Source organism: Pseudomonas sp. TNT2022 ID1044, assembly GCF_028656895.1.
Classification (GTDB): domain Bacteria; phylum Pseudomonadota; class Gammaproteobacteria; order Pseudomonadales; family Pseudomonadaceae; genus Aquipseudomonas; species Aquipseudomonas reinekei.
In genome coordinates this window covers 65227-84322 of sequence record NZ_JAMDHB010000014.1, presented here as the reverse complement: position 1 = coordinate 84322, position 19096 = coordinate 65227, and the positions used below count along the sequence as shown (strand labels likewise).

The 19096-nt window shown below is 60.9% G+C and carries 18 protein-coding genes; 7 read left to right on the top strand and 11 right to left on the bottom strand.

The genetic code is table 11. From position 1 onward, the window contains the following. Positions 1-19 precede the first annotated feature (19 nt). The 5 genes from M5G20_RS18365 to cbiE all read right to left on the bottom strand — a co-directional run bounded on the left by M5G20_RS18365 (position 20) and on the right by cbiE (position 3835). Complete coding sequence (locus M5G20_RS18365) at positions 20-310, bottom strand: addiction module antidote protein (protein WP_075947808.1); 291 nt, start codon at positions 308-310, stop codon at positions 20-22. Positions 311-313: 3 nt separating this feature from the next. Further along, a complete protein-coding gene (locus tag M5G20_RS18360; protein WP_273920248.1) occupies positions 314-616 on the bottom strand; it encodes a type II toxin-antitoxin system RelE/ParE family toxin in 303 nt (100 codons plus the stop codon). Between the two features lie 192 nt (positions 617-808). Then, positions 809-1537: a cobalt-precorrin-6A reductase gene (locus M5G20_RS18355; RefSeq protein WP_273920247.1), complete on the bottom strand. Its 729-nt coding sequence runs from the start codon at positions 1535-1537 to the stop codon at positions 809-811. After that, positions 1534-2631, bottom strand: coding sequence for a cobalt-precorrin-5B (C(1))-methyltransferase (locus M5G20_RS18350; RefSeq protein ID WP_273920246.1), 1098 nt, complete (start codon positions 2629-2631; stop codon positions 1534-1536). The genes M5G20_RS18355 and M5G20_RS18350 overlap by 4 nt, the downstream gene beginning before the upstream one ends. Further along, positions 2624-3835, bottom strand: a complete 1212-nt coding sequence (gene cbiE, locus M5G20_RS18345) for a precorrin-6y C5,15-methyltransferase (decarboxylating) subunit CbiE (RefSeq protein ID WP_273920245.1) — start codon at positions 3833-3835, stop codon at positions 2624-2626. Before cbiE ends, M5G20_RS18350 begins: the two co-directional genes overlap by 8 nt. Before the next feature lie 213 nt (positions 3836-4048). Between cbiE and M5G20_RS18340 the strand changes: the two genes are divergently transcribed. The 7 genes from M5G20_RS18340 to M5G20_RS18310 all read left to right on the top strand — a co-directional run bounded on the left by M5G20_RS18340 (position 4049) and on the right by M5G20_RS18310 (position 11097). Beyond that, the gene (locus tag M5G20_RS18340; RefSeq protein WP_273920244.1) at positions 4049-4804 is read left to right on the top strand and encodes a hypothetical protein; all 756 of its coding nucleotides are present in this window, start codon (positions 4049-4051) and stop codon (positions 4802-4804) included. 148 nt (positions 4805-4952) lie between these two features. Then, a complete protein-coding gene (gene cobG / locus M5G20_RS18335; RefSeq protein ID WP_273920243.1) occupies positions 4953-6275 on the top strand; it encodes a precorrin-3B synthase in 1323 nt (440 codons plus the stop codon). Beyond that, complete coding sequence (locus tag M5G20_RS18330) at positions 6268-6894, top strand: precorrin-8X methylmutase (protein ID WP_150735719.1); 627 nt, start codon at positions 6268-6270, stop codon at positions 6892-6894. Before cobG ends, M5G20_RS18330 begins: the two co-directional genes overlap by 8 nt. Further along, entirely contained in the window at positions 6894-7625 is a 732-nt protein-coding gene (locus tag M5G20_RS18325; protein ID WP_212627692.1) for a precorrin-2 C(20)-methyltransferase, read from the top strand. Before M5G20_RS18330 ends, M5G20_RS18325 begins: the two co-directional genes overlap by 1 nt. Beyond that, entirely contained in the window at positions 7625-9322 is a 1698-nt protein-coding gene (cobJ, locus tag M5G20_RS18320; RefSeq protein ID WP_273920242.1) for a precorrin-3B C(17)-methyltransferase, read from the top strand. The genes M5G20_RS18325 and cobJ overlap by 1 nt, the downstream gene beginning before the upstream one ends. A gap of 182 nt (positions 9323-9504) precedes the next feature. After that, a complete protein-coding gene (locus tag M5G20_RS18315) occupies positions 9505-10275 on the top strand; it encodes a hypothetical protein (protein WP_273920241.1) in 771 nt (256 codons plus the stop codon). A gap of 63 nt (positions 10276-10338) precedes the next feature. Continuing rightward, a complete protein-coding gene (locus M5G20_RS18310; RefSeq protein WP_273920240.1) occupies positions 10339-11097 on the top strand; it encodes a hypothetical protein in 759 nt (252 codons plus the stop codon). On the opposite strand, the gene M5G20_RS18305 is transcribed toward M5G20_RS18310, so the two are convergent. The 6 genes from M5G20_RS18305 to dusB form a co-directional block, all read right to left on the bottom strand. Beyond that, on the bottom strand, positions 11066-11662 hold the full coding sequence (locus M5G20_RS18305) for a MarC family protein (RefSeq protein ID WP_150735715.1): 597 nt from the start codon (positions 11660-11662) through the stop codon (positions 11066-11068). The genes M5G20_RS18310 and M5G20_RS18305 overlap by 32 nt on opposite strands. Positions 11663-11726: 64 nt before the next feature. Continuing rightward, positions 11727-14504 carry a hybrid sensor histidine kinase/response regulator gene (locus M5G20_RS18300; RefSeq protein ID WP_273920238.1) on the bottom strand — a complete coding sequence of 926 codons (2778 nt, stop codon included), beginning with the start codon at positions 14502-14504 and terminating at the stop codon, positions 11727-11729. A gap of 99 nt (positions 14505-14603) precedes the next feature. Further along, positions 14604-15899: a phosphoribosylamine--glycine ligase gene (gene purD, locus M5G20_RS18295; RefSeq protein WP_273920237.1), complete on the bottom strand. Its 1296-nt coding sequence runs from the start codon at positions 15897-15899 to the stop codon at positions 14604-14606. Positions 15900-16055: 156 nt separating this feature from the next. Continuing rightward, positions 16056-17663, bottom strand: coding sequence for a bifunctional phosphoribosylaminoimidazolecarboxamide formyltransferase/IMP cyclohydrolase (gene purH, locus M5G20_RS18290; RefSeq protein WP_273920236.1), 1608 nt, complete (start codon positions 17661-17663; stop codon positions 16056-16058). A gap of 81 nt (positions 17664-17744) precedes the next feature. Further along, complete coding sequence (fis, locus tag M5G20_RS18285) at positions 17745-18065, bottom strand: DNA-binding transcriptional regulator Fis (protein ID WP_015093301.1); 321 nt, start codon at positions 18063-18065, stop codon at positions 17745-17747. Next, complete coding sequence (gene dusB, locus M5G20_RS18280; protein WP_273920234.1) at positions 18062-19072, bottom strand: tRNA dihydrouridine synthase DusB; 1011 nt, start codon at positions 19070-19072, stop codon at positions 18062-18064. The genes fis and dusB overlap by 4 nt, the downstream gene beginning before the upstream one ends. Positions 19073-19096 lie beyond the last annotated feature (24 nt).

Here is a 19096-nt window from a genome sequence, read left to right as displayed (position 1 = left end):
GGTGTGGTGTCGCATCTCATCAGACAACAGTGGCATGCAAACGCAGACCGAGCGCCTTCATAACCTTCATGATAGTCGCGAATTCCGGATTGCCAGTGCTGCTCAGAGCTTTATATAGACTCTCACGTCCCAAGCCGGCATCACGGGCAATTTGTGTCATGCCCTTTGCTCTGGCGATGTCGTTGAGAGCCGCTCGAATCAGGACGCCGTCACCGGCATCTTCTTCAAAGCAGGCATCCAGGTAAGCCGCCATTTCTTCCGGAGTCTTGAGAAACTCGGCGGCATCAAAACGGGTGAATTGTTCGGCCATGATCTACTCCTCATTACCGATGTTTTGTGCCATTTGAATGGCACGTTTGATATCTCTTTTTTGAGTCGACTTGTCTCCGCCTACCAGCAGCAGATAAACCCTTTCGCCTTTGCGTGTGAAATAGATCCGATAGCCGGGACCATGATGAACGCGCATTTCATAGACCGTTGCACCAATGGAGTCACAGTCACCAAAGTTTCCATGTTCGGCAGCGCGGAGTCTGGCAATGATGCGAGCCTTGCCAAGGGTGTCCCTCAGTGAGTCGAGCCAATCGGCAAATATTTGGGATCGTTTGAAGTCGATCATGTCTGAATCGTATTCCTTGGGATACAAACTGACAAGCGCCGCTTTTCTCTGGATGAGGCTGGCCACCCACTGTGAATGTCGGGCTTGTACTTGCTCGGATTAAAGGAACTTGAATATGGGCTTGAGATATAGAGAGGAACAGCCAGCATTTTCCTGGAATATTGCCAGCAAATTCGTAGGTTTCTGCAGTCCTTAGGAAAGGTCCGACAGGGATAGGTTTTCCAGTAGTTGTCGGACCGATTCAAACTCCCGCTCAACCCCCGGCAACACCGGCCGCTTCAAAACAATCACCGGCACCCCACGCTCGCGCGCCACCTCCAGCTTTGGTTCTGTCGCGGTGCTGCCGCTGTTCTTGCTGATCAGCACGTCGATCTGCCGACGTTCAAACAACGCTCGTTCATCGTCGATCAGGAACGGCCCCCGTGCGCCGATCACTTCGCAGCGTGCGTTGCCGGGGTAAACGTCGAGTGCGCGCAGGGTCCAGAATTGTTCAGGGGGAATTTCGTCCAGGTGTTGCAACGGCTCGCGGCCGAGGGTGAACAGTGGGTGGCGGAAAGGTTTCAAGGCTTCGATCAGTTCGGCCCAGTCGCTGACTTCATGCCAGTCATCGCCAGCCTGCGCTTGCCATGCCGGACGTCGCAGCGCCCAGCAGGGAACCCCGCTCAAGTGCGCTGCAGTTGCGGCGTTCTGGCTGATTTGCGCGGCGTATGGGTGAGTGGCGTCCAGCAACAGACCGATGCCCTCATCGCGAATGAATTGCGCCAGCCCCTCGGCACCGCCGTAACCGCCGACGCGAACCTGGCATTGCAGATCCGTCGGCACGCGGCCGATCCCGGCCAGGCTGTAAATGTGCTCCGGCCCCAGCGTGCGGGCGATGGCCAGCGCCTCGGTGACGCCGCCGAGCAGCAGAATGCGTTTCATTGAAAAGCTCCCGCATGCCCGACGATCCCGCCCTGGCGGTCGATGGCAAACACTTCGACCTGAACCTGCGCCGGGACAACGCTGCGGGCGAACGCCAGGGCGTGCTGGCACACCGCGTCGCCGAGGGCGATGCCGGCGGCGCTGGCCATGGCCAATGCCTGCTGACTGGTGTTGGCCTCGCGGATGCCCTGCTGCAACGCGGCATCGGCACCCACCGCTGCGGCCCATTCGGCCAGTTGCGGCAGGTCGATGCTCGAATGCCGGCTGTGCAAGTCCATGTGCCCGGCGGCCAGTTTGCTGATCTTGCCGAAGCCGCCACAGAGGCTGAGTTTATCCACAGGCACCTTGCGCAGATGCTTGAGTACCGCGCCGACGAAATCGCCCATCTCGATCAGGGCGATTTCCGGCAGGTTGTAGACCCGGCGCATGGTGTCTTCGCTGGCGTTGCCGGTGCATGCGGCGATGTGCAGGTAACCGTTGGTTTTCGCGACATCGATGCCCTGGTGGATCGAGGCAATGTAGGCCGCGCAGGAAAACGGCCGGACGATGCCGCTGGTACCGAGGATCGACAGGCCACCCAGAATTCCCAGGCGCGGGTTCATGGTTTTCAAGGCCAGTGCTTCACCGTTTTCGACATTGACCGTGACCTCGAAACCGCCGCTGTAGCCGTGGTCTGCGGCGAGTTGGGTCAGGTGATCGCCGATCATTTTGCGCGGCACCGGGTTGATCGCCGGTTCGCCGACGCTCAGCACCAGCCCGGGGCGGGTGACGGTGCCGACGCCGCGTCCGGCATTGAAGCGCACACCGGGCTCGCCGAGCAGTCGCACCTGGGAGTAGAGCAGGGCACCGTGGGTGACGTCGGGATCGTCCCCGGCATCCTTGATCGTGCCAGCCTCCGCGCCGTCGTCCGTCAGTCGACAGAACTCAAGACGCATCTGCACCTGTTTGCCCTTGGGCAAGATAATTTCCACCGCGTCCGCCGCCGTGCCAGTGAGCAACAGGCGAGCTGCCGCGAGGCTGGTCGCCGTGGCGCAGCTGCCCGTGGTCAGGCCACTGCGCAGGGGGGCAGGTTGTTCGGCCGTTTCGTCACGCATCGAGAGGTTTCGTCGTGTCCAGTAACGTAATCGGCAAGGCCTGGCGCCAGGTGTCGAATTCACCCAGCGCTTGCGCCTGGGCGATGTGGATACTCGTCAGTTCCCCGCCGCGCTGTTCACGCCATGCCATCAGGGTCATTTCACTTTGCAGCGTGACCGCATTGGCGATCAGCCGGCCACCGGGTTTGAGGGCGGCCCAGCAGGCGTCCAGCACGCCTTCGCGAGTGACGCCGCCACCAATGAAAATCGCGTCCGGGCGCTCGAGGCCTTCAAGTGCTTGCGGCGCTCGGCCACGGATCAGTTGCAGGCCCGGCACGCCGAGGGTGTCGCGGTTGTACTCGATCAATGCCTGGCGCCCCTCATCGGCCTCAATGGCCAGTGCCCGGCAGCTTGGGTGGGCACGCATCCATTCGATGCCGATCGAGCCGCTGCCGGCGCCGACATCCCACAGCAATTGGCCGGGAGTCGGGGCCAGGCGGGCGAGGGTGATCGCCCGGACGTCACGCTTGGTGATCTGACCATCGTGCTTGAATGCCGAGTCTGGCAGGCCGGCCAGGCGTGACAGGCGTGGCGCGGTCGGTTCGGCGGCGCAGTCGATGGCGATCAGGTTCAAATCGGCGATGGCCGGGTCGGCCCAGTCGCTGGCGATGCCTTCGATTCGCCGCTCGGCTTCACCGCCCAAGTGCTCCAGAACAGTCAGACGGCTCGGCCCGAAACCGCGCTCACGCAGCAGCGAGGCGATGGCGGCGGGGCTGTTTCCATCGTTGCTTAATACCAGCAGGCGCACGCCGCTGAATAGTTGCGCGCTGAGAGCGGCGATGGGGCGGGCAACCACCGACAGCGTGACCACTTCCTGCAATGGCCAGCCCATTCTGGCGGCGGCCAGCGAGCAAGAAGAGGGCGCGGGCAGCGTCAGCATTTCTTCGCCGGGCAAGTGCCGGGCGAGGCTGGCGCCCACGCCGAAGAACAGTGGGTCACCGCTGGCCAGTACACAGACAGGCTCGCCGCGCAGGGCCAGTACCGGCTGGATGGAGAACGGGCTCGGCCAGCATTCACGCTCGCCGCGAATGCACGGCGGCAACAAATCCAGGTGCCGTTGGCCGCCGAAGATCCGTGAGGCACGCAGCAGCGCATGCCGGGCGTTTTTGCCCAGACCTTTGAAACCGTCTTCACCGATGCCTACTACTGTCAGCCAGGGCGTCATGCCTGCTCCTTGATAAATTGCCCCATGACCGGGTTCGGGACTGGGCGCAATGATACCGCGCCGCTGCGGCTTTTTATGCATTCCGCGCAGCTCGCGCCGCGACCGTTACATATCCTGTGTTACTCGGCAGATTGTTGGCCGGACGGGCATCTGCTTAGTTGTCATTGTGAGTTGACGCTGGATCAACCCATCCAACATACAAAAAGGAATTTTATGTTCGAGACACCTATCGAGTTTCCGGCGCTGGAGCAGCGCCTGGCCTTTCTTGGATTGACCGCTGCCGCGCCGGTCACCGCACGCTTGCAGACCGTCACTTTGCCGCTCAGTCAGCCCGCCCCTGTCCGGGCTGCCATCGCTGGGAGCAGCATTGTTTCGATGGCCGAGGGGGTATCGGCAGACGATGAGCAAGATGCCCTCGACTGCGCGCTGTACCTGGAGCAATACACCGACACGCGTTACGACCGGCAAACCCAGTGGTACGAGTGGCTGCAACATTTCACCTTGGGGCTCTGGCATTTTGGCTGGATTCATCAGCGTCCGGTCATGCTCGACAGTCGGCATATCGAGCTGCATGAACCCATTTCCAGTGCGATTCTCGACACGCTCAGGCCCAATGTCAGCGACAGCATGTACAGCGCCGCGATGCACGCTTTCGAGGCGTTGAAAGACAACCTCCAGGCATCGATGCTGCTGGCGCAGAAAAGCGCAAGGGAACGTGGACGGCAATTTCAAACGATGCCCTGCGCCTACGATGCCAACGGGCGACTGACCCTCATGCTGATCCACTCATGGTATGTCGCTGCCGTTGAGCCGGCGCAGTTTCTGTTTCTGAAGTGGCTGGATCACGATGTCACGTTGATTCAGCATTACGGGACATTCACCCTGGACAGGAAACGTTTCGACCCCTTGGCGGCAGCCATGCGCGACAAAATCACCGAGCGCAGCCGAGAGTATCTGCTGCGCCTGTGAGGCGCGGGGCGTTCGTTCGAGCGTGTCGGACTGCTGGAGGATTTAACCTTCCCGTCGTCCGACAAGCTTTTCATCCCCCGTTGCAAAGCAGGCATAATACCGCCCGCTTCGCCCGCGAAGTGCCTCGCCACCTGAACGGGTCATCCCCTTGAACGAACGCCCAGTATCCACTGCCTTACGCCCCTCGGCCTGTCCGGGGTTGCTGCGTATTGTCCCGGCACTGGATGGCGGGATCTGCCGGATCAAACTCAGTGGTGGTTCGATCAGCAGTGCCCAGGCCAATGCCGTGGCGGACGCCGCCGAGCGCTTCGCCAGCGGTGCGATCGAGGCGACCAATCGCGCCAATCTGCAACTCCGCGGCATCGGCCGTGAGCCAGGGGCATTGATCGAGCGCTTGCTGGGCGCCGGGCTCGGGCCGCAAAACGCGGCGGGCGATGATGTGCGCAACCTGATGCTCAGTCCGGGTGCCGGGATCGATCGCAAGATGCTGCTCGACACCCGTCCCTTGGCCGAGCAGATTCTTGCCACGCTGCAAAGTCACCCGCCGTTCCACGACCTTAGCGCCAAGTTCGCCGTCCAGCTCGATGGCAGCGAGGCATTGGCGATGCTCGAACATCCTCACGACCTGTGGCTCTCGGCGTATGCACGTGACGGCGAGGTACGGCTGGCTTTCGGCCTGGCGGGTTGCCCGCTGGACGCGGCTCAAGGTTCGGTGTCGCTCGACGATGGCCACCGCCTGGTGGTCGCGGTGCTTGAGTTGTTCCTTGAGCTGGCACGTCCTGAACAAACCCGGATGCGTCATTTGCTTTGCGATTACTCGGTCGAAGATTTCCTGGCGCGACTGGCTGGCCGCGTCTCCATTCAGGTCATGACCAACTGGCGGCGCAGCGCGGATTCGAGCGTTCTGCACATCGGCGCACACCCCCAGGTTCAGGCTGATCTTGTCTACGTGGGCGCCGTACCGCCACTGGGACGGCTTGACCCGACGATGCTGCGGGGCGCGGCACAGCTGGCCGATGAATTCGGCGACGGCAGCCTGCGGTTCACCCCGTGGCAAACTTTGCTGTTGCCCAATGTCCGTTGCGAGCACGCCGCTGAAGTCACCGCACGCCTTGGACAACTGGGCCTGTTGTGTGACGCCGGGCATTCGTTGAGCCGGTTGATTGCCTGCACCGGTTCCAACGGCTGTGGCAAAGGCCTGGCCGAGACCAAAGGCGATGCCTTGCAACTGGCCGCTTTGCTGCAACGTCACGGGCACGTGCTGAATGTGCACTTGAGCGGTTGCCCACGTTCCTGTGCCGCCGCGCACAAGGCGCCAGTCACATTGCTGGCCGTCACCCCCGGTCACTACGATCTCTATTTTCGCGATGCCGCGCAGCCCGGTTTTGGCGCGCTGCACGCACGCAACCTTACTATTGAAGCGGTCGCGACCCTGCTCGACGCCCGCTCAGGGAGCCCCCTTGATGCTTGATTACATCCGCGACGGTCAGGAGATTTATCGCAACTCCTTCGCGATCATCCGCGCCGAAGCCAACCTGGCGCGAATCCCGGCCGATCTGGAAAAACTCGCGGTTCGGGTGATTCACGCCTGCGGCATGGTCGAGGCCATCGACGGTTTGCAGTTTTCCAAAGGCGCGGGCAAGGCCGGGCGCGATGCGCTGGCTGCTGGCGCGCCGATCCTGTGTGATGCGCGGATGGTGTCCGAAGGCATTACCCGAGCGCGCCTGCCGGCGAACAATCAGGTGATCTGCACCCTGCGCGACGAGAGCGTTCCGGAACTGGCTCGTGAATTGGGTAACACCCGTTCAGCCGCTGCGCTGGAGTTGTGGCGCCCGCATCTGGAAGGCAGCGTGGTGGTCATCGGCAATGCGCCGACCGCACTGTTTTACTTGCTGGAAATGCTCGACGCCGGCGCACCGAAACCGGCGCTGATCCTTGGCTTCCCGGTAGGCTTCGTCGGTGCCGCCGAATCCAAGGCAGCGTTGGCGGCGGACAGCCGTGGCGTGCCTTTCGTCATCATGCAAGGTCGCCTGGGCGGAAGCGCCATGGCCGCCGCGGCCGTCAATGCCCTCGCCACGGAGATCGAATGATGCACAAACCAGGACGTTTGATCGGCCTTGGCGTGGGTCCCGGTGATCCGGAACTGATCACCGTAAAGGCCCTGCGCCTGCTGCGCGAATCGCCGGTGGTGGCGTACTTCGTCGCCAAGGGCAAAAAGGGCAATGCATTCGGCATCATCGAGGCGCATCTGCAAGCAGCGCAGAACCTGTTGCCACTGGTTTACCCGGTGACCACCGAGGCGTTGCCGGCGCCGCTGTCCTATGAACAAGTGATCAGCGACTTTTACGATGACGCCGCCGCCGAACTGGCGACGCATCTCGATGCCGGTCGCGACGTGGCAGTGATCTGCGAAGGCGATCCGTTCTTCTACGGCTCCTACATGTACCTGCACGACCGGCTCGCCGAGCGCTATCAAGCCGAAGTCGTCCCAGGCGTGTGCTCGATGCTCGGCGGCGCCTCGGTGCTGGGTGCACCGCTGGTGTATCGCAATCAGAGCCTGTCGGTGTTGTCCGGCGTGCTGCCCCACGACGAACTCAAACGTCGCCTGGCCGATGCCGACGCAGCGGTGATCATGAAACTGGGGCGCAACTTTCCCAAGGTTCGTCAGGTGCTGGAAGAACTCGGTCTGGCCGAGCGTGCGTTGTACGTCGAACGCGCGACCATGGCCAATCAGAAGATCGTGCCGCTGGATCAGGTGGAGCCCATGTCTTCGCCGTACTTCTCGCTGATCATCGTTCCCGGCGAAAGGTGGCAAGGCTGATGACCCGATCCGATCCGGCGATTGTCATTCTTGGCAATGGCAGCCTCGCCACCGCGCGCGTGCTTCAACAGGTTTACCCCGGCGCCCTGATCCATGGGCTGGCCGAACGGGTCGATGGCGCGGACCGTGTCTATCACGACTTCGGCGCGACCCTGCGCGAGCTGTATCAACAGGGCACGCCGATCATCGCGTTGTGCGCGGCCGGAATCGTGATCCGCACACTGGCGCCGTTGCTGCTGGAAAAGGGCGCCGAGCCACCGGTGCTGGCCGTGGCCGAGGACGGTAGCGCAGTGGTGCCGTTGCTCGGTGGCCTGGGCGGCGTAAACGTGATGGCGCGAGAGATTGCTGCGCATCTCGACGTCGCGCCGGCCATCACCACCAGTGGTGAATTGCGTTTCGGCACTTGCCTGCTCAACCCGCCCAGCGGCTATACCTTGGGCGATCTGGAACTGGGCAAGCGTTTCGTTTCCGATCTGCTCGCCGGCGAAACGGTGCGCATCGAAGGTTCGGCGCCCTGGCTGGCGCAAGCGCAACTGCCTGAGGATGCACAGGCGCGGCTGGCGGTGCATGTCAGCCATGCCGAACGCAGCCCTGCGGCCAACGAATTGCTGATCTATCCACGCAGTGTGCTGGTGGCGGTCAGTGCCGACGTTACCGATGTGCCGAACCTGGTGCGCGAGGCTCTGCATCGGTCCAGAATCGCTGTGCAGTCGCTGGCGTGCCTGCTGGCTCCCGACAGCGCAATGGCCAGCCCGGCGCTGCGTGAGGCTGCACTCGAACTGGGTGTGCCGTTGCGTTTTGCCGCTGCTGTTGGCGGTGCCTGTGAACTGGCGCGCCAGGCTATCGGATCGGTCGTTTCGGTTGTGGGTGATGATGCCGTTGCCGTGGCGCTGGCCGAGCAGCCACTGGACCCGATGCACATTGGCCGTGCGCGCGGTCGCCTGGCGGTGATTGGTCTGGGGCCGGGTGCAGCCGAGTTGATGGTACCGGCAGTGAAGGCCGAACTCGCCCGCGCCAATGATGTGCTGGGTTACGAAACCTATGTACGTATGGCCGGGCCCTTCCGTGCGGATCAGGTGCTGCATTGCACTGACAACCGTGAGGAAATGCAGCGAGCACGGCACGCGTTCGAACTGGCGGCCCAAGGGCGATCGGTTGTGGTGGTGTCGTCTGGTGACCCGGGTGTGTTCGCCATGGCTGCCGCGGTGCTCGAAGCGCTTCATGAATCCACGGATGCTCATTGGCACAACGTCGAGCTCGAGATCCTGCCGGGCGTATCGGCCTCGCTGGCAACCGCGGCCCAGGCCGGTGCACCCTTGGGTCATGATTTCTGCGTGCTGTCGCTGTCGGACAACCTCAAGCCGTGGTCGATCATCGAGAAACGCTTGGACCTGGCCGCTCAGGCGGACCTGGCCCTGGCGTTCTACAACCCGATCTCCCGTTCACGGCCGTGGCAACTGGGGCAAGCCCTGGACATCGTCGCCCGGCACCGCGTGCCTGAAACACCCGTGGTGCTGGGGCGCGATATCGGTCGTCCGGGGCAGACACTGCGGGTGACGACGCTGGGGCAACTCACCCCGGATCAGGTTGATATGCGAACCATGGTGCTGATTGGCTCGTCGACGACTTGTGTGTTTGCTCGAGCAGATGGCGGAACGTGGGTTTATACGCCTCGCTGGTACGGTAATAAGCCGTAAGTTGGATAAAAGGCCGGCGCAATGCCGGCCTTTTAGTTTGTTTGGTTTTCTTTGATTGAAGTGCGGCGAATTAGTCTTTCAATATCTTGTGGTTCTTTCTGGTTTGACCGATTTAGGTCTGGTTGCTAAGTTTTGTTCACCTGCAGGAAGCAGGCTCAACTAAATGACAAGGAAGTCAACAAATGAATATCAATGAACTTATGGACGATTCGTTCGACTATGTTGCTCAGCGGGAGTATTTCAAGTCGGCTGAGATATTTCAGCCGAGGGCGCGTATGGCGCGAATGAGTCTGGCCTCGGAACAACAGGGTAGTGAGTCGGCTGCGGTGTTGGGGACAACGGTCGCGGCCTATGATGATGAGCTGTCCTATGAGGATCGCGAAGCTTTCGATGACACGATTCTTTATGCGGAAATACGCGCGGACAAACTCTTCCATCGCGAAACCCAGCGCCGCGAGTGGTATGGCGAATACAGCAAGGCACTGACCATGTGCGGCTGGCCGACCATGAACGACCCTTACAAGGAATACATCAGCCGGGAGCTGAACTTCACTTTGGATGAGGCTGCATTGCAGATCATCGCCTTGGCCGCCGGTGCCGACAAACTGAAGGTTTTGCCGCTGATCTCCGCAGCCTTCAATTCGCTGGAAAAGAACGACGGGGCTCTAAAACTGATAGAGCTGAAAAGTAAACAGAATAAGTCCGGCAACTTTCAGGCCACCCCATGTCTGTTGTTGGGTGGGCGGGCAACTATGATTGCGTGCGCCATACAAATGGAAGCCAAGGAGCTCATTACAAAATTTTTGTTCTTCAAGTATCGAGGTGAGGAAGTCAGGATCTACAATGCAGCTACGAGGCGCGTATTGAATCGACGTGCTTACAATGTCGTTAAGAATGTTGTTCAGGCGGCAGTCGATAAAGCCCGACTCGATTACTTTAAAACACCGCTGTAAACATTCTTGAGAACTTCCACACTGGAAGTTCTCTTTTTTTGTATTCGAGTTGCAAGGTGAAACATGGAAAGTTTTCGTCAGGAATCATTTGTCGACTCCGGGCTTCTCGGTGTCTTGTCGCTTTCATTGGATCAGCAGATGAAATGCGACACTTTGTATTCTTTGCTGGCTGCTCGGGTGATGGCTTCAAACAGTTTTCCCGACGTCGGTGACTTCCCGCAATGGCACAGCAGGTTTGTCCAGGCCCTCGAGCGATGCGGGTGGACGCTCAGGCGTGAGCAAGACCTGAAACCCGTGTTTGATCTGCCATCCACGGTGACGCTGCACAATGTGTTTGCGCAGGCGATGGCCGGCGAGGCGCTGCAGGAACCGTGTGAGCTGGCGGCCGAAGCATTGGATGCTTTCGCGCAGCTGTCGACGGATGCGCCACCGGCGGTGCGCTTTCGCGAGCGATCGTTCAGTCAGCGCAGGGTGAAGGTGGAAGATGGAAAGGAAGAGCAACGCTTCACAGTGCATTGGCTTCTGGCAGTGAGCGCCCGCAAAGCCTGCATCGACCTGTTCCATCTTGAGTTTGAAACGGCCCAATGCGTGGATGAGCAATTTCTGCAGCAGGCCTTTCTGCCGTCCAGCTTCACTTCACCCGTACTTGTGAAGCATCACGCGTTCGAGATGGCGGTGAGGGCATTTGCCCGAAGCAGGGCGCAAATCGTCGCGTTTGTGCAGGGGCATCAGCTGCTGCCGATCACGCCCGGTATCGGTTTGACGCCGGCGAGCCAGGCCTGTGGCGCCGTCATGGCACCAGATACCCCTTCACCCCGGTGAAAATAATCTGCGCCGCCAATGCACACACGAACAACCCCATCAATCGGCTGACGATTTGTAAACCCTGGTCGCCGAGAATACGCTCGATGTGATTGGACAGGTACAGCACAACGCCTACGGTGAAACTGGCCAGGGCGATGCTGACGATGGCGGTGAGCTTGTCGTCCCAGTGCGGCTGGCTCACACCCATCACCAGCAATGCACCGATGGTGCCGGGGCCGACTGTCAGCGGAATGGTCAGCGGAACGATGGTCACGTCCTGCTGCACGTTGTCGGTCTGTACCGCCGACTTGCCTTGGGCCATGCCCAGCGCCGAGATGAACAGTACGCTGCCGGCGCCGATGCGAAATGCATCCACGGTGATGCCGAAGACACTGAAAATCACCCGGCCAAACAAGTACAGCAACACGCTGGAGACCAGCGTGGCAATGGCCACTTTCCAGGCCAGCCGCCGTTGTTCCTTGCGTGAGTAACCGCGGGTCAGGCTGATGAAGCAGGACAACACGAAGAACGGGCTGTAGAGCACCAGCATCTTCAGGTAAACGCTGAACAACACGTGGAGCATGGTGCAGGCTCACTGGCGAGGGAAGTCGAAGGGGAGTCTATCAGGCGTCGCAGCGTCTGTCGGCTCAGGACGTTGAGGTCGCGTTGCGGTTTTGCAGGTCACGCTGGGCCACCCAGTGTTCGATCAGTTCGCGCAATTGCGAAAGCTCCACCGGTTTGGCCATGTGTCCGTCCATGCCGGCCTGGCGCGCGCGCTCCTTGTGTTCGGCGAGGATGTGCGCAGTCAACGCCACCACCGGAGTGCGAGTGCGCTGGTTGCCGACTTCCCAGGCACGCAGTTGCTGGGTGGCCGAGAAACCATCGAGGATCGGCATTTCGCAGTCCATCAGCACCAGGTCATAGCGCTGGGCTTTCATCGCCTGTAGCGCTTCTTCACCATTGCTGGCGGTGTCCGGTTGCAGATTGAGCTTGCCCAGCATGCCACGGATAACCTTGGTCGAGATGCTGTTGTCCTCGGCGACGAGAATGCGGAAATCGCTTGGCACCTTCACCGGCAGGGTAGCGCTGGATGACGAGTGAGGCACCACGGCGAGCCCCTTGTTGCGCTGGGTCAGTTCGTCGGCCAGGGTCGTTTTGAGGGTGTAGCCGGCCACCGGTTTGGCGAGGATGCGTTTGACCCCGGAGTTGCGCGCAATGATTTTGCTGGGGGCGTTGCTGATGCCGGTGAGCATGATCAGCAGGATGTCGTGATTGAGACTCGGATCTTCCTTGATCTTGGCGGCCAGCTGCATGCCGGTCATGCCGGGCATGTTCTGGTCCAGCAGGACCACGTCGAAGTAGTCACGCAAGTGCGCTTTGGTGCGCAACAGCGCCAGCGCTTCCTTGCCGGATGGAACCGCGCTGACGTTCAGGCCCCAGGCGCTGCATTGCTGCACCAGGACTTTGCGGCAAGTGTCGTTGTCGTCCACCACCAGCACCCGCGCACCTTGCAACGGGCCGTCGAGATCGGAGGTCGGGTGTTCGAGGCGTTCCGGGTCCAGTGGCAATGTCAGCCACAGGGTGCTGCCCTGCTGGGCGCCACTCTTGATGCCGAACTCGCCCTGCATCAAGCGAATCAGCTGACGGGCGATCACCAACCCCAGGTTTCCACCCAGGCGGTTGGCCGAGAGGAAGTGCTTGCTGTGCAGTTCGGCGTGCATCAGCGCATCGCGTTCTTCGGCATCCATCGGCTCGCCGCTGTCTTGTACGGCGATGCGCAGGCGTGGTTTGGCGCTGCGCTCATCGAGGGCAACGACAATCAGGACCTCGCCTTCGTCGGTTTTCTTCAGGGCGTTTTCAAGCAGGCTCAGCAGTGTTTGGCGAAGACGTGTCGGGTCACCACTGATGACCCGTGGCACTTGCGGCTGGATGAAACTGATCAGCTCGACGTTCTGCTGTTCGGCCTTGGCGCGGAAGATACTCAGGCAGTCTTCGATCAACGCGTTGAGGTCGAACTGCACATCATCCAGTTCGATCTGTCCTGACTCGAGCTTGGAGATGTCGAGAATTTCGTTGATCAGCGTCAGCAGTTCGTTGCCGGCGCTATGGATGGTTTGTACGTAGTCGCGCTGCTTGACCGACAAGGGCGTGCCCAGCAACAGCTCGGTCATGCCCAGCACGCCGTTCATCGGTGTGCGGATTTCATGACTGATTTTTGCCAGGAACTCGGCCTTGGCGTTGATCTCGGCGTTACTGGCGGCCAGGTCGCGACTGATGCTGAAACGGTCTTCGGTGATGCTGCGTTGGCGCTCGCTCAGGGCAATGCTCATCAGCAGGCCGCTGATGCAGATGAACACCAGCAGCGTGGTGATCAGACCGTGGGGCTCGACCAGTGTCAGCCCCAGCAAGGCCGGCAGGATAATCAGCGTACCGAGGTTGAACGCCACCATGGCCGCAACGAACAGCCGCGCAGGGCGATAGCCTTTTTGCCAGTGAAAGGCACTGACGAACAGCATGGTCAGGCCCGCAAGGGCGACCAGGCCGTAGGTAATGATGTTCAAAGGCAATGTATTGACGAACAGCAGCAACAGGCCGCAGATCGTGATGACCAGGATCTCGCCCAGCAACAGCCGATTCAGCGGGTGTGGGCCGAGGGGGGCAAAAAAGCGATAGGCGAGCATCAGGCCGCAGGGCGCGGTCAGCAACAAGGCGAGGTAAGCGCCGGGCGTTTGCACGGCTTGCCAGCTTGGCAGCCATGGCCCTGCGAGGTTCAACAACAGCACCAGGCTGAGCATCAGCAGGACTTCACAGGCCGCCAGCCACAGACTGCTGCGCGAGCGGGTGTAGGCGTAGCGGATGAGGTTGTGCAGGATCAGCATGGCGATGCAGCCCAGCAGCAGTCCGTAGATCAGCGTCTGGGTCTGATTGGCTGCGGTCATGACCGCCGATTGCAGGGTGATGTAGGGCCGCAGCTGGTTTTCGGAAATCAGTCGCAGGTACACATCCAGTGATTTGTCGCTCTGTGGCAACGGCAACATGAAGTCGCTGCTGGGCAATGGCCGATCAGTCTGCGGTTGTTTGTTGCCGGTACTCGATTGATCGATCAGGTTGTCGCCATCGAGCACATACAGGTTGAGATGCGACAAGTCGGGAGCGAACACCCGCAGCAACTGTTCATGCTTGCCGGGTGCGAGACGGAAACGGATCCAGAGTGCGCCGTCGGGCTCGGCTGCGGTGAGGCGGTCGAGTTCGATGGGGCTGAATTGGTTGGTGTAGCGGGCGGAACGGATGTCGCTCAGTTGCAGATCGCCCTGTTCGTCGAGCAATACCGCCCAGCCACTGCCTTGCGCGGCCTGGGCCGGGAGCATGCAGAGCAAAGTCAGCAGAGTGACGGTGAAACCTATGGCAATCCTGAGCCAGCGCACGGCGAAATCCCTTCGTAGGTTGATGCCAGATTATAACTATGCGCGGCGCCGGAATAGTCAGGCAAGGGCTTGCAGCCCTTGCCCGGCTCAAAGGATAGCTTATTCCGGATTTTCGCCACGCTCGCGGGCAATGGCGCGGTAGCCAATGTCCTTGCGATAGAAGCAGCCTTCCCAATCAATGCTGGCCGCCAGCTTGTAAGCCTGCTGCTGGGCAGCATCAACGCTGGCGCCCATGGCCGTGGCGCAAAGCACCCGACCACCGGCCGTTACCACCTGACCGTCCTTGAGCGCAGTGCCGGCGTGGAAGACTTTGCCTTCCAGCGCAGCCGCTGCGTCCAGGCCATTGATGGCCACGCCTTTGGCGTAATCACCAGGATAGCCGCCCGCAGCCAGCACGATACCGACGCTTGGACGTGGATCCCATTGTGCTTCGACCTTGTCCAGCGCCTGCGCCAGAGCGGCTTCAACCAGCAGTACCAGGCTCGACTGCAAACGCAGCATGACCGGCTGGGTCTCAGGGTCGCCGAAACGGCAGTTAAATTCGATCACTTTTGGGTTACCAGCCTTGTCGATCATCAGGCCGGCGTACAGGAAGCCAGTGTAGACGTTGCCTTCCTCGGCCATGCCGCGAACTGTCGGCCAGATAACCAGGTCCATGACGCGCTTGTGCACTTCGGCAGTGACCACTGGAGCAGGGGAATAGGCACCCATGCCTCCGGTGTTCGGGCCGGTGTCGCCGTCGCCGACGCGCTTGTGATCCTGGCTGGTGGCCATCGGCAGGACGTTTTTGCCGTCGACCATGACGATGAAGCTGGCTTCTTCGCCGTCCAGGAACTCTTCGATCACGACGCGCGAACCGGCGTCACCGAAAGCGTTGCCGGCGAGCATGTCGCGTACGGCGTCTTCGGCTTCGGCCAGGGTCATGGCAACGATCACGCCTTTACCGGCGGCCAGGCCATCGGCCTTGATCACGATCGGTGCACCTTTTTCACGCAGGTAAGCCAGGGCCGGCTCGATCTCGGTGAAGTTCTGGTAGTCGGCGGTCGGGATCTTGTGGCGCGCCAGGAAGTCCTTGGTGAAAGCCTTCGAACCTTCCAGCTGTGCAGCGCCAGCGGTCGGGCCGAAGCAATCCAGGCCACGGGAGCGGAACAGGTCAACGACGCCGGCAACCAGCGGCACTTCCGGACCGACGATGGTCAGGGAAACGTTTTTCTCGGCGAAGTCCGCCAGTTGTTCAAGGGCCAGCACGTCGATGGCGACGTTCTCGCACTTGGCTTCAATGGCCGTACCGGCATTGCCCGGGGCCACGAAAACCTTCTGCACACGCGGATCCTGAGCCACTTTCCAGGCCAGGGCGTGTTCACGGCCACCGCTGCCAATGATCAAAACATTCATTTCAAAAACCTCGGATGACGCTAATTCTGTGGGCAGCGCTGAAGCTGCTTTTCTGTGGGGGTTGGCTTGCCAGCGATGCAGGCGACTCGGTTCATCAGTTAGACCGAGGGGATGCTATCGCTGGCAAGCCAGCTCCCACATTTGGATCGAGTTGAATCAGTGACGGAAGTGGCGCATGCCGGTGAAGACCATCGCGATGCCTGCTTCATCCGCCGCAGCAATCACTTCAGCATCACGCATCGAGCCGCCCGGCTGGATCACCGCCGTGATGCCGACCTTGGCCGCGTTGTCCAGGCCATCGCGGAACGGGAAGAACGCGTCCGAGGCCATCACCGAGCCTGCCACTTGCAGGCCAGCATGTTCTGCCTTGATTGCAGCGATGCGAGCCGAGTTCACGCGGCTCATCTGGCCGGCGCCGACACCGATGGTCTGACGGTTCTTGGCGTAGACGATGGCGTTGGACTTGACGTACTTGGCGACTTTCCAGGCGAAGATCAGGTCGTTGATTTCCTGTTCGGTCGGAGCACGCTGGGTCACGACTTTCAGGTCGTCTGCACCGATCATGCCGATGTCGCGGCTCTGTACCAGCAGGCCACCGTTGACGCGCTTGTAGTCCCAGGCCGCCGCGCGGTCAGCCGACCACTCGCCGCAGGCCAGCAGGCGTACGTTGGCTTTGGCGGCGACGATGGCACGGGCTTCTTCGCTGACGCTTGGGGCAATGATCACTTCGACGAACTGACGCTCGACGATCGCCTTGGCGGTCTCGGCATCCAGTTCACGGTTGAAGGCAATGATGCCGCCGAACGCGGATTCGGTGTCAGTGGCGTAGGCCAGGTCGTAGGCCTTGCGGATGCCGCCTTCGGCATCAGGGCTGACAGCCACGCCGCACGGGTTGGCGTGCTTGACGATCACGCAGGCCGGCTTGACGAAGCTCTTCACGCACTCCAGCGCGGCGTCGGTGTCGGCCACGTTGTTGTACGACAGCTCTTTGCCTTGCAGTTGGGTCGCGGTGGCAATGCCGACTTCGGCAGGCTTGGCTTCCACATAGAACGCCGCGCTCTGGTGCGGGTTCTCGCCGTAGCGCATTTCCTGGGCCTTGATGAACTGGCTGTTGAAGGTGCGCGGGAATTCGCTGCGCCCTTCGGTGCTCAGTGTGTCGGCAGCCTGGTTCACGGTGCCCATGTAGTTGGCGATCATGCCGTCATAGGCAGCGGTGTGTTCGAAGGCCTTGAGCATCAGGTCGAAACGCTGAGCGTAGGTCAGGCCACCGGCCTTGAGGTTTTCGAGGACGCTGGCGTAGTCGCCGGCATTGACCACGATGGCCACGTCTTTGTGGTTCTTGGCAGCCGAACGGACCATGGTCGGGCCGCCGATGTCGATATTCTCGATGGCGGTCGGCAGGTCGCAGCCTGGCTTGTTGATGGTGGCTTCGAACGGGTACAGGTTGACCGCAACCAGATCGATCGGCTTGATGCCGTGCTCGTTCATGATGGCGTCGTCGATACCGCGACGACCGAGGATCCCGCCGTGGATTTTCGGGTGCAGGGTTTTCACCCGGCCGTCCATCATTTCGGCAAAACCGGTGTAATCAGCGACTTCCACAGCGGCAACGCCGTTGTCCTGCAGCAGCTTGAACGTCCCGCCGGTGGAGAGGATCTCGACGCCCAGGGCTTCAAGCTCTTTGGCGAATTCAAGGATCCCGGTCTTGTCGGAAACGCTGATCAAGGCGCGGCGGATCGGCAGGCGGGTAGTCTGGTCGGTCATTTCAATTTCCATCAAAAGCAAAGGAGTCAGCAAAAAAGGCGACCGGTTTTACGCGGGCGCCTTTCTGGTTTGATTGAATGCTTACAGCAAATCGTACTGCTTGAGTTTCTTGCGCAGCGTGCCCCGGTTGAGTCCGAGCATCTCGCTGGCCTTGGTCTGGTTGCCCTTGACGTAGTTCATCACGCACTCGAGCAGGGGAGCCTCGACTTCGGAGAGCACCAGGTTGTACACATCCGTGACGGCAGCGCCCTCAAGGTGGGCGAAATAATTGTGCAGCGCCTTCTCGACACTCCCGCGAAGGGTCTGACCTTCTTCGCTCGGGGTATTGAGGTGCTGTTTCAAATTCACGTTGTCGCTCACGGGTGTTGTTCCACTCACTAAAGTCTCGGTCATCATCGTCATGCGGCCACCCCCTCTCCGTCCCCTGTCAGGCTCTTGTAACGCTCATCGAAGAAGCCCTGAACGTTGGCGCATTGTGCTTCCGTATCTTCCAAACGATTGAAGTGGGCGCGAAACTCCCTGGCGCCCGGCAAGGTTGCGAGATACCAGCCCACATGCTTGCGGGCAATGCGTACGCCCATCACGTCTCCATAGAAGGCGTGCAGCGCAGCCAGATGCTCTAGCAGAATGCGTTCCACTTCGATCAGTTCCAGCGCCGGGAGCTTCTCGCCGGTGCGCAGGAAATGGTCGATCTCGCGAAAAATCCATGGCCGCCCCTGGGCAGCCCGGCCAATCAGCAGGCCATCGGCACCGGTCGCGTCGAGCACGTATCGGGCCTTTTCCGGCGAATCGATATCGCCGTTGGCGAAAACCGGCATCGACACGGCCTGCTTGATCGCGGCAATGGTGTCGTACTCGGCTTCACCGGTGTACAGATCGGCACGGGTGCGGCCATGCACCGCCAGCGCCGTAATGCCTGCCTGCTCGGCGATCTTCGCCACCGTCAAGCCATTCTTGTTGTCCCGGTCCCAGCCGGTACGGATCTTCAGGGTCACCGGCACATCAACCGCAGCCACGACGGCTTGCAGGATCTCGGTGACCAATGCTTCATCCTTCAACAGTGCGGAACCGGCAGCCTTGTTGCAGACCTTCTTTGCCGGACAGCCCATGTTGATATCAATAATCTGCGCGCCCAGCTCGACGTTGGCCCGGGCCGCATCCGCCAGCATCTGTGCATCACCACCGGCGATCTGTACCGAGCGTGGCTCGGGATCACCCTCGTGGATCATGCGCATCCGCGACTTGCGGGTGTTCCACAGACTCATGTCGCTGGTGACCATTTCCGAGACGACCAGTCCCGCGCCCAATCGCTTGCACAGCTGACGAAAGGGTTGGTCGGTGACCCCCGCCATCGGGGCGAGAATCAAGCCGTTATGCAATGTGTATGGACCGATGCGTACCGCCGACATAGGACTTCCCTGTTGTGGGGCCGG

Coding starts and splice junctions, on each gene's coding strand:
- M5G20_RS18365 (WP_075947808.1), bottom strand. CDS start 310: ATGGCCGAACAATTCACCCGTTTTGATGCCGCCGAGTTTCTCAAGACT.
- M5G20_RS18360 (WP_273920248.1), bottom strand. CDS start 616: ATGATCGACTTCAAACGATCCCAAATATTTGCCGATTGGCTCGACTCA.
- M5G20_RS18355 (WP_273920247.1), bottom strand. CDS start 1,537: ATGAAACGCATTCTGCTGCTCGGCGGCGTCACCGAGGCGCTGGCCATC.
- M5G20_RS18350 (WP_273920246.1), bottom strand. CDS start 2,631: ATGCGTGACGAAACGGCCGAACAACCTGCCCCCCTGCGCAGTGGCCTG.
- cbiE (WP_273920245.1), bottom strand. CDS start 3,835: ATGACGCCCTGGCTGACAGTAGTAGGCATCGGTGAAGACGGTTTCAAA.
- M5G20_RS18340 (WP_273920244.1), top strand. CDS start 4,049: ATGTTCGAGACACCTATCGAGTTTCCGGCGCTGGAGCAGCGCCTGGCC.
- M5G20_RS18330 (WP_150735719.1), top strand. CDS start 6,268: ATGCTTGATTACATCCGCGACGGTCAGGAGATTTATCGCAACTCCTTC.
- M5G20_RS18325 (WP_212627692.1), top strand. CDS start 6,894: ATGCACAAACCAGGACGTTTGATCGGCCTTGGCGTGGGTCCCGGTGAT.
- cobJ (WP_273920242.1), top strand. CDS start 7,625: ATGACCCGATCCGATCCGGCGATTGTCATTCTTGGCAATGGCAGCCTC.
- M5G20_RS18315 (WP_273920241.1), top strand. CDS start 9,505: ATGAATATCAATGAACTTATGGACGATTCGTTCGACTATGTTGCTCAG.
- M5G20_RS18310 (WP_273920240.1), top strand. CDS start 10,339: ATGGAAAGTTTTCGTCAGGAATCATTTGTCGACTCCGGGCTTCTCGGT.
- M5G20_RS18305 (WP_150735715.1), bottom strand. CDS start 11,662: ATGCTCCACGTGTTGTTCAGCGTTTACCTGAAGATGCTGGTGCTCTAC.
- purD (WP_273920237.1), bottom strand. CDS start 15,899: ATGAATGTTTTGATCATTGGCAGCGGTGGCCGTGAACACGCCCTGGCC.
- purH (WP_273920236.1), bottom strand. CDS start 17,663: ATGACCGACCAGACTACCCGCCTGCCGATCCGCCGCGCCTTGATCAGC.
- fis (WP_015093301.1), bottom strand. CDS start 18,065: ATGACGATGATGACCGAGACTTTAGTGAGTGGAACAACACCCGTGAGC.
- dusB (WP_273920234.1), bottom strand. CDS start 19,072: ATGTCGGCGGTACGCATCGGTCCATACACATTGCATAACGGCTTGATT.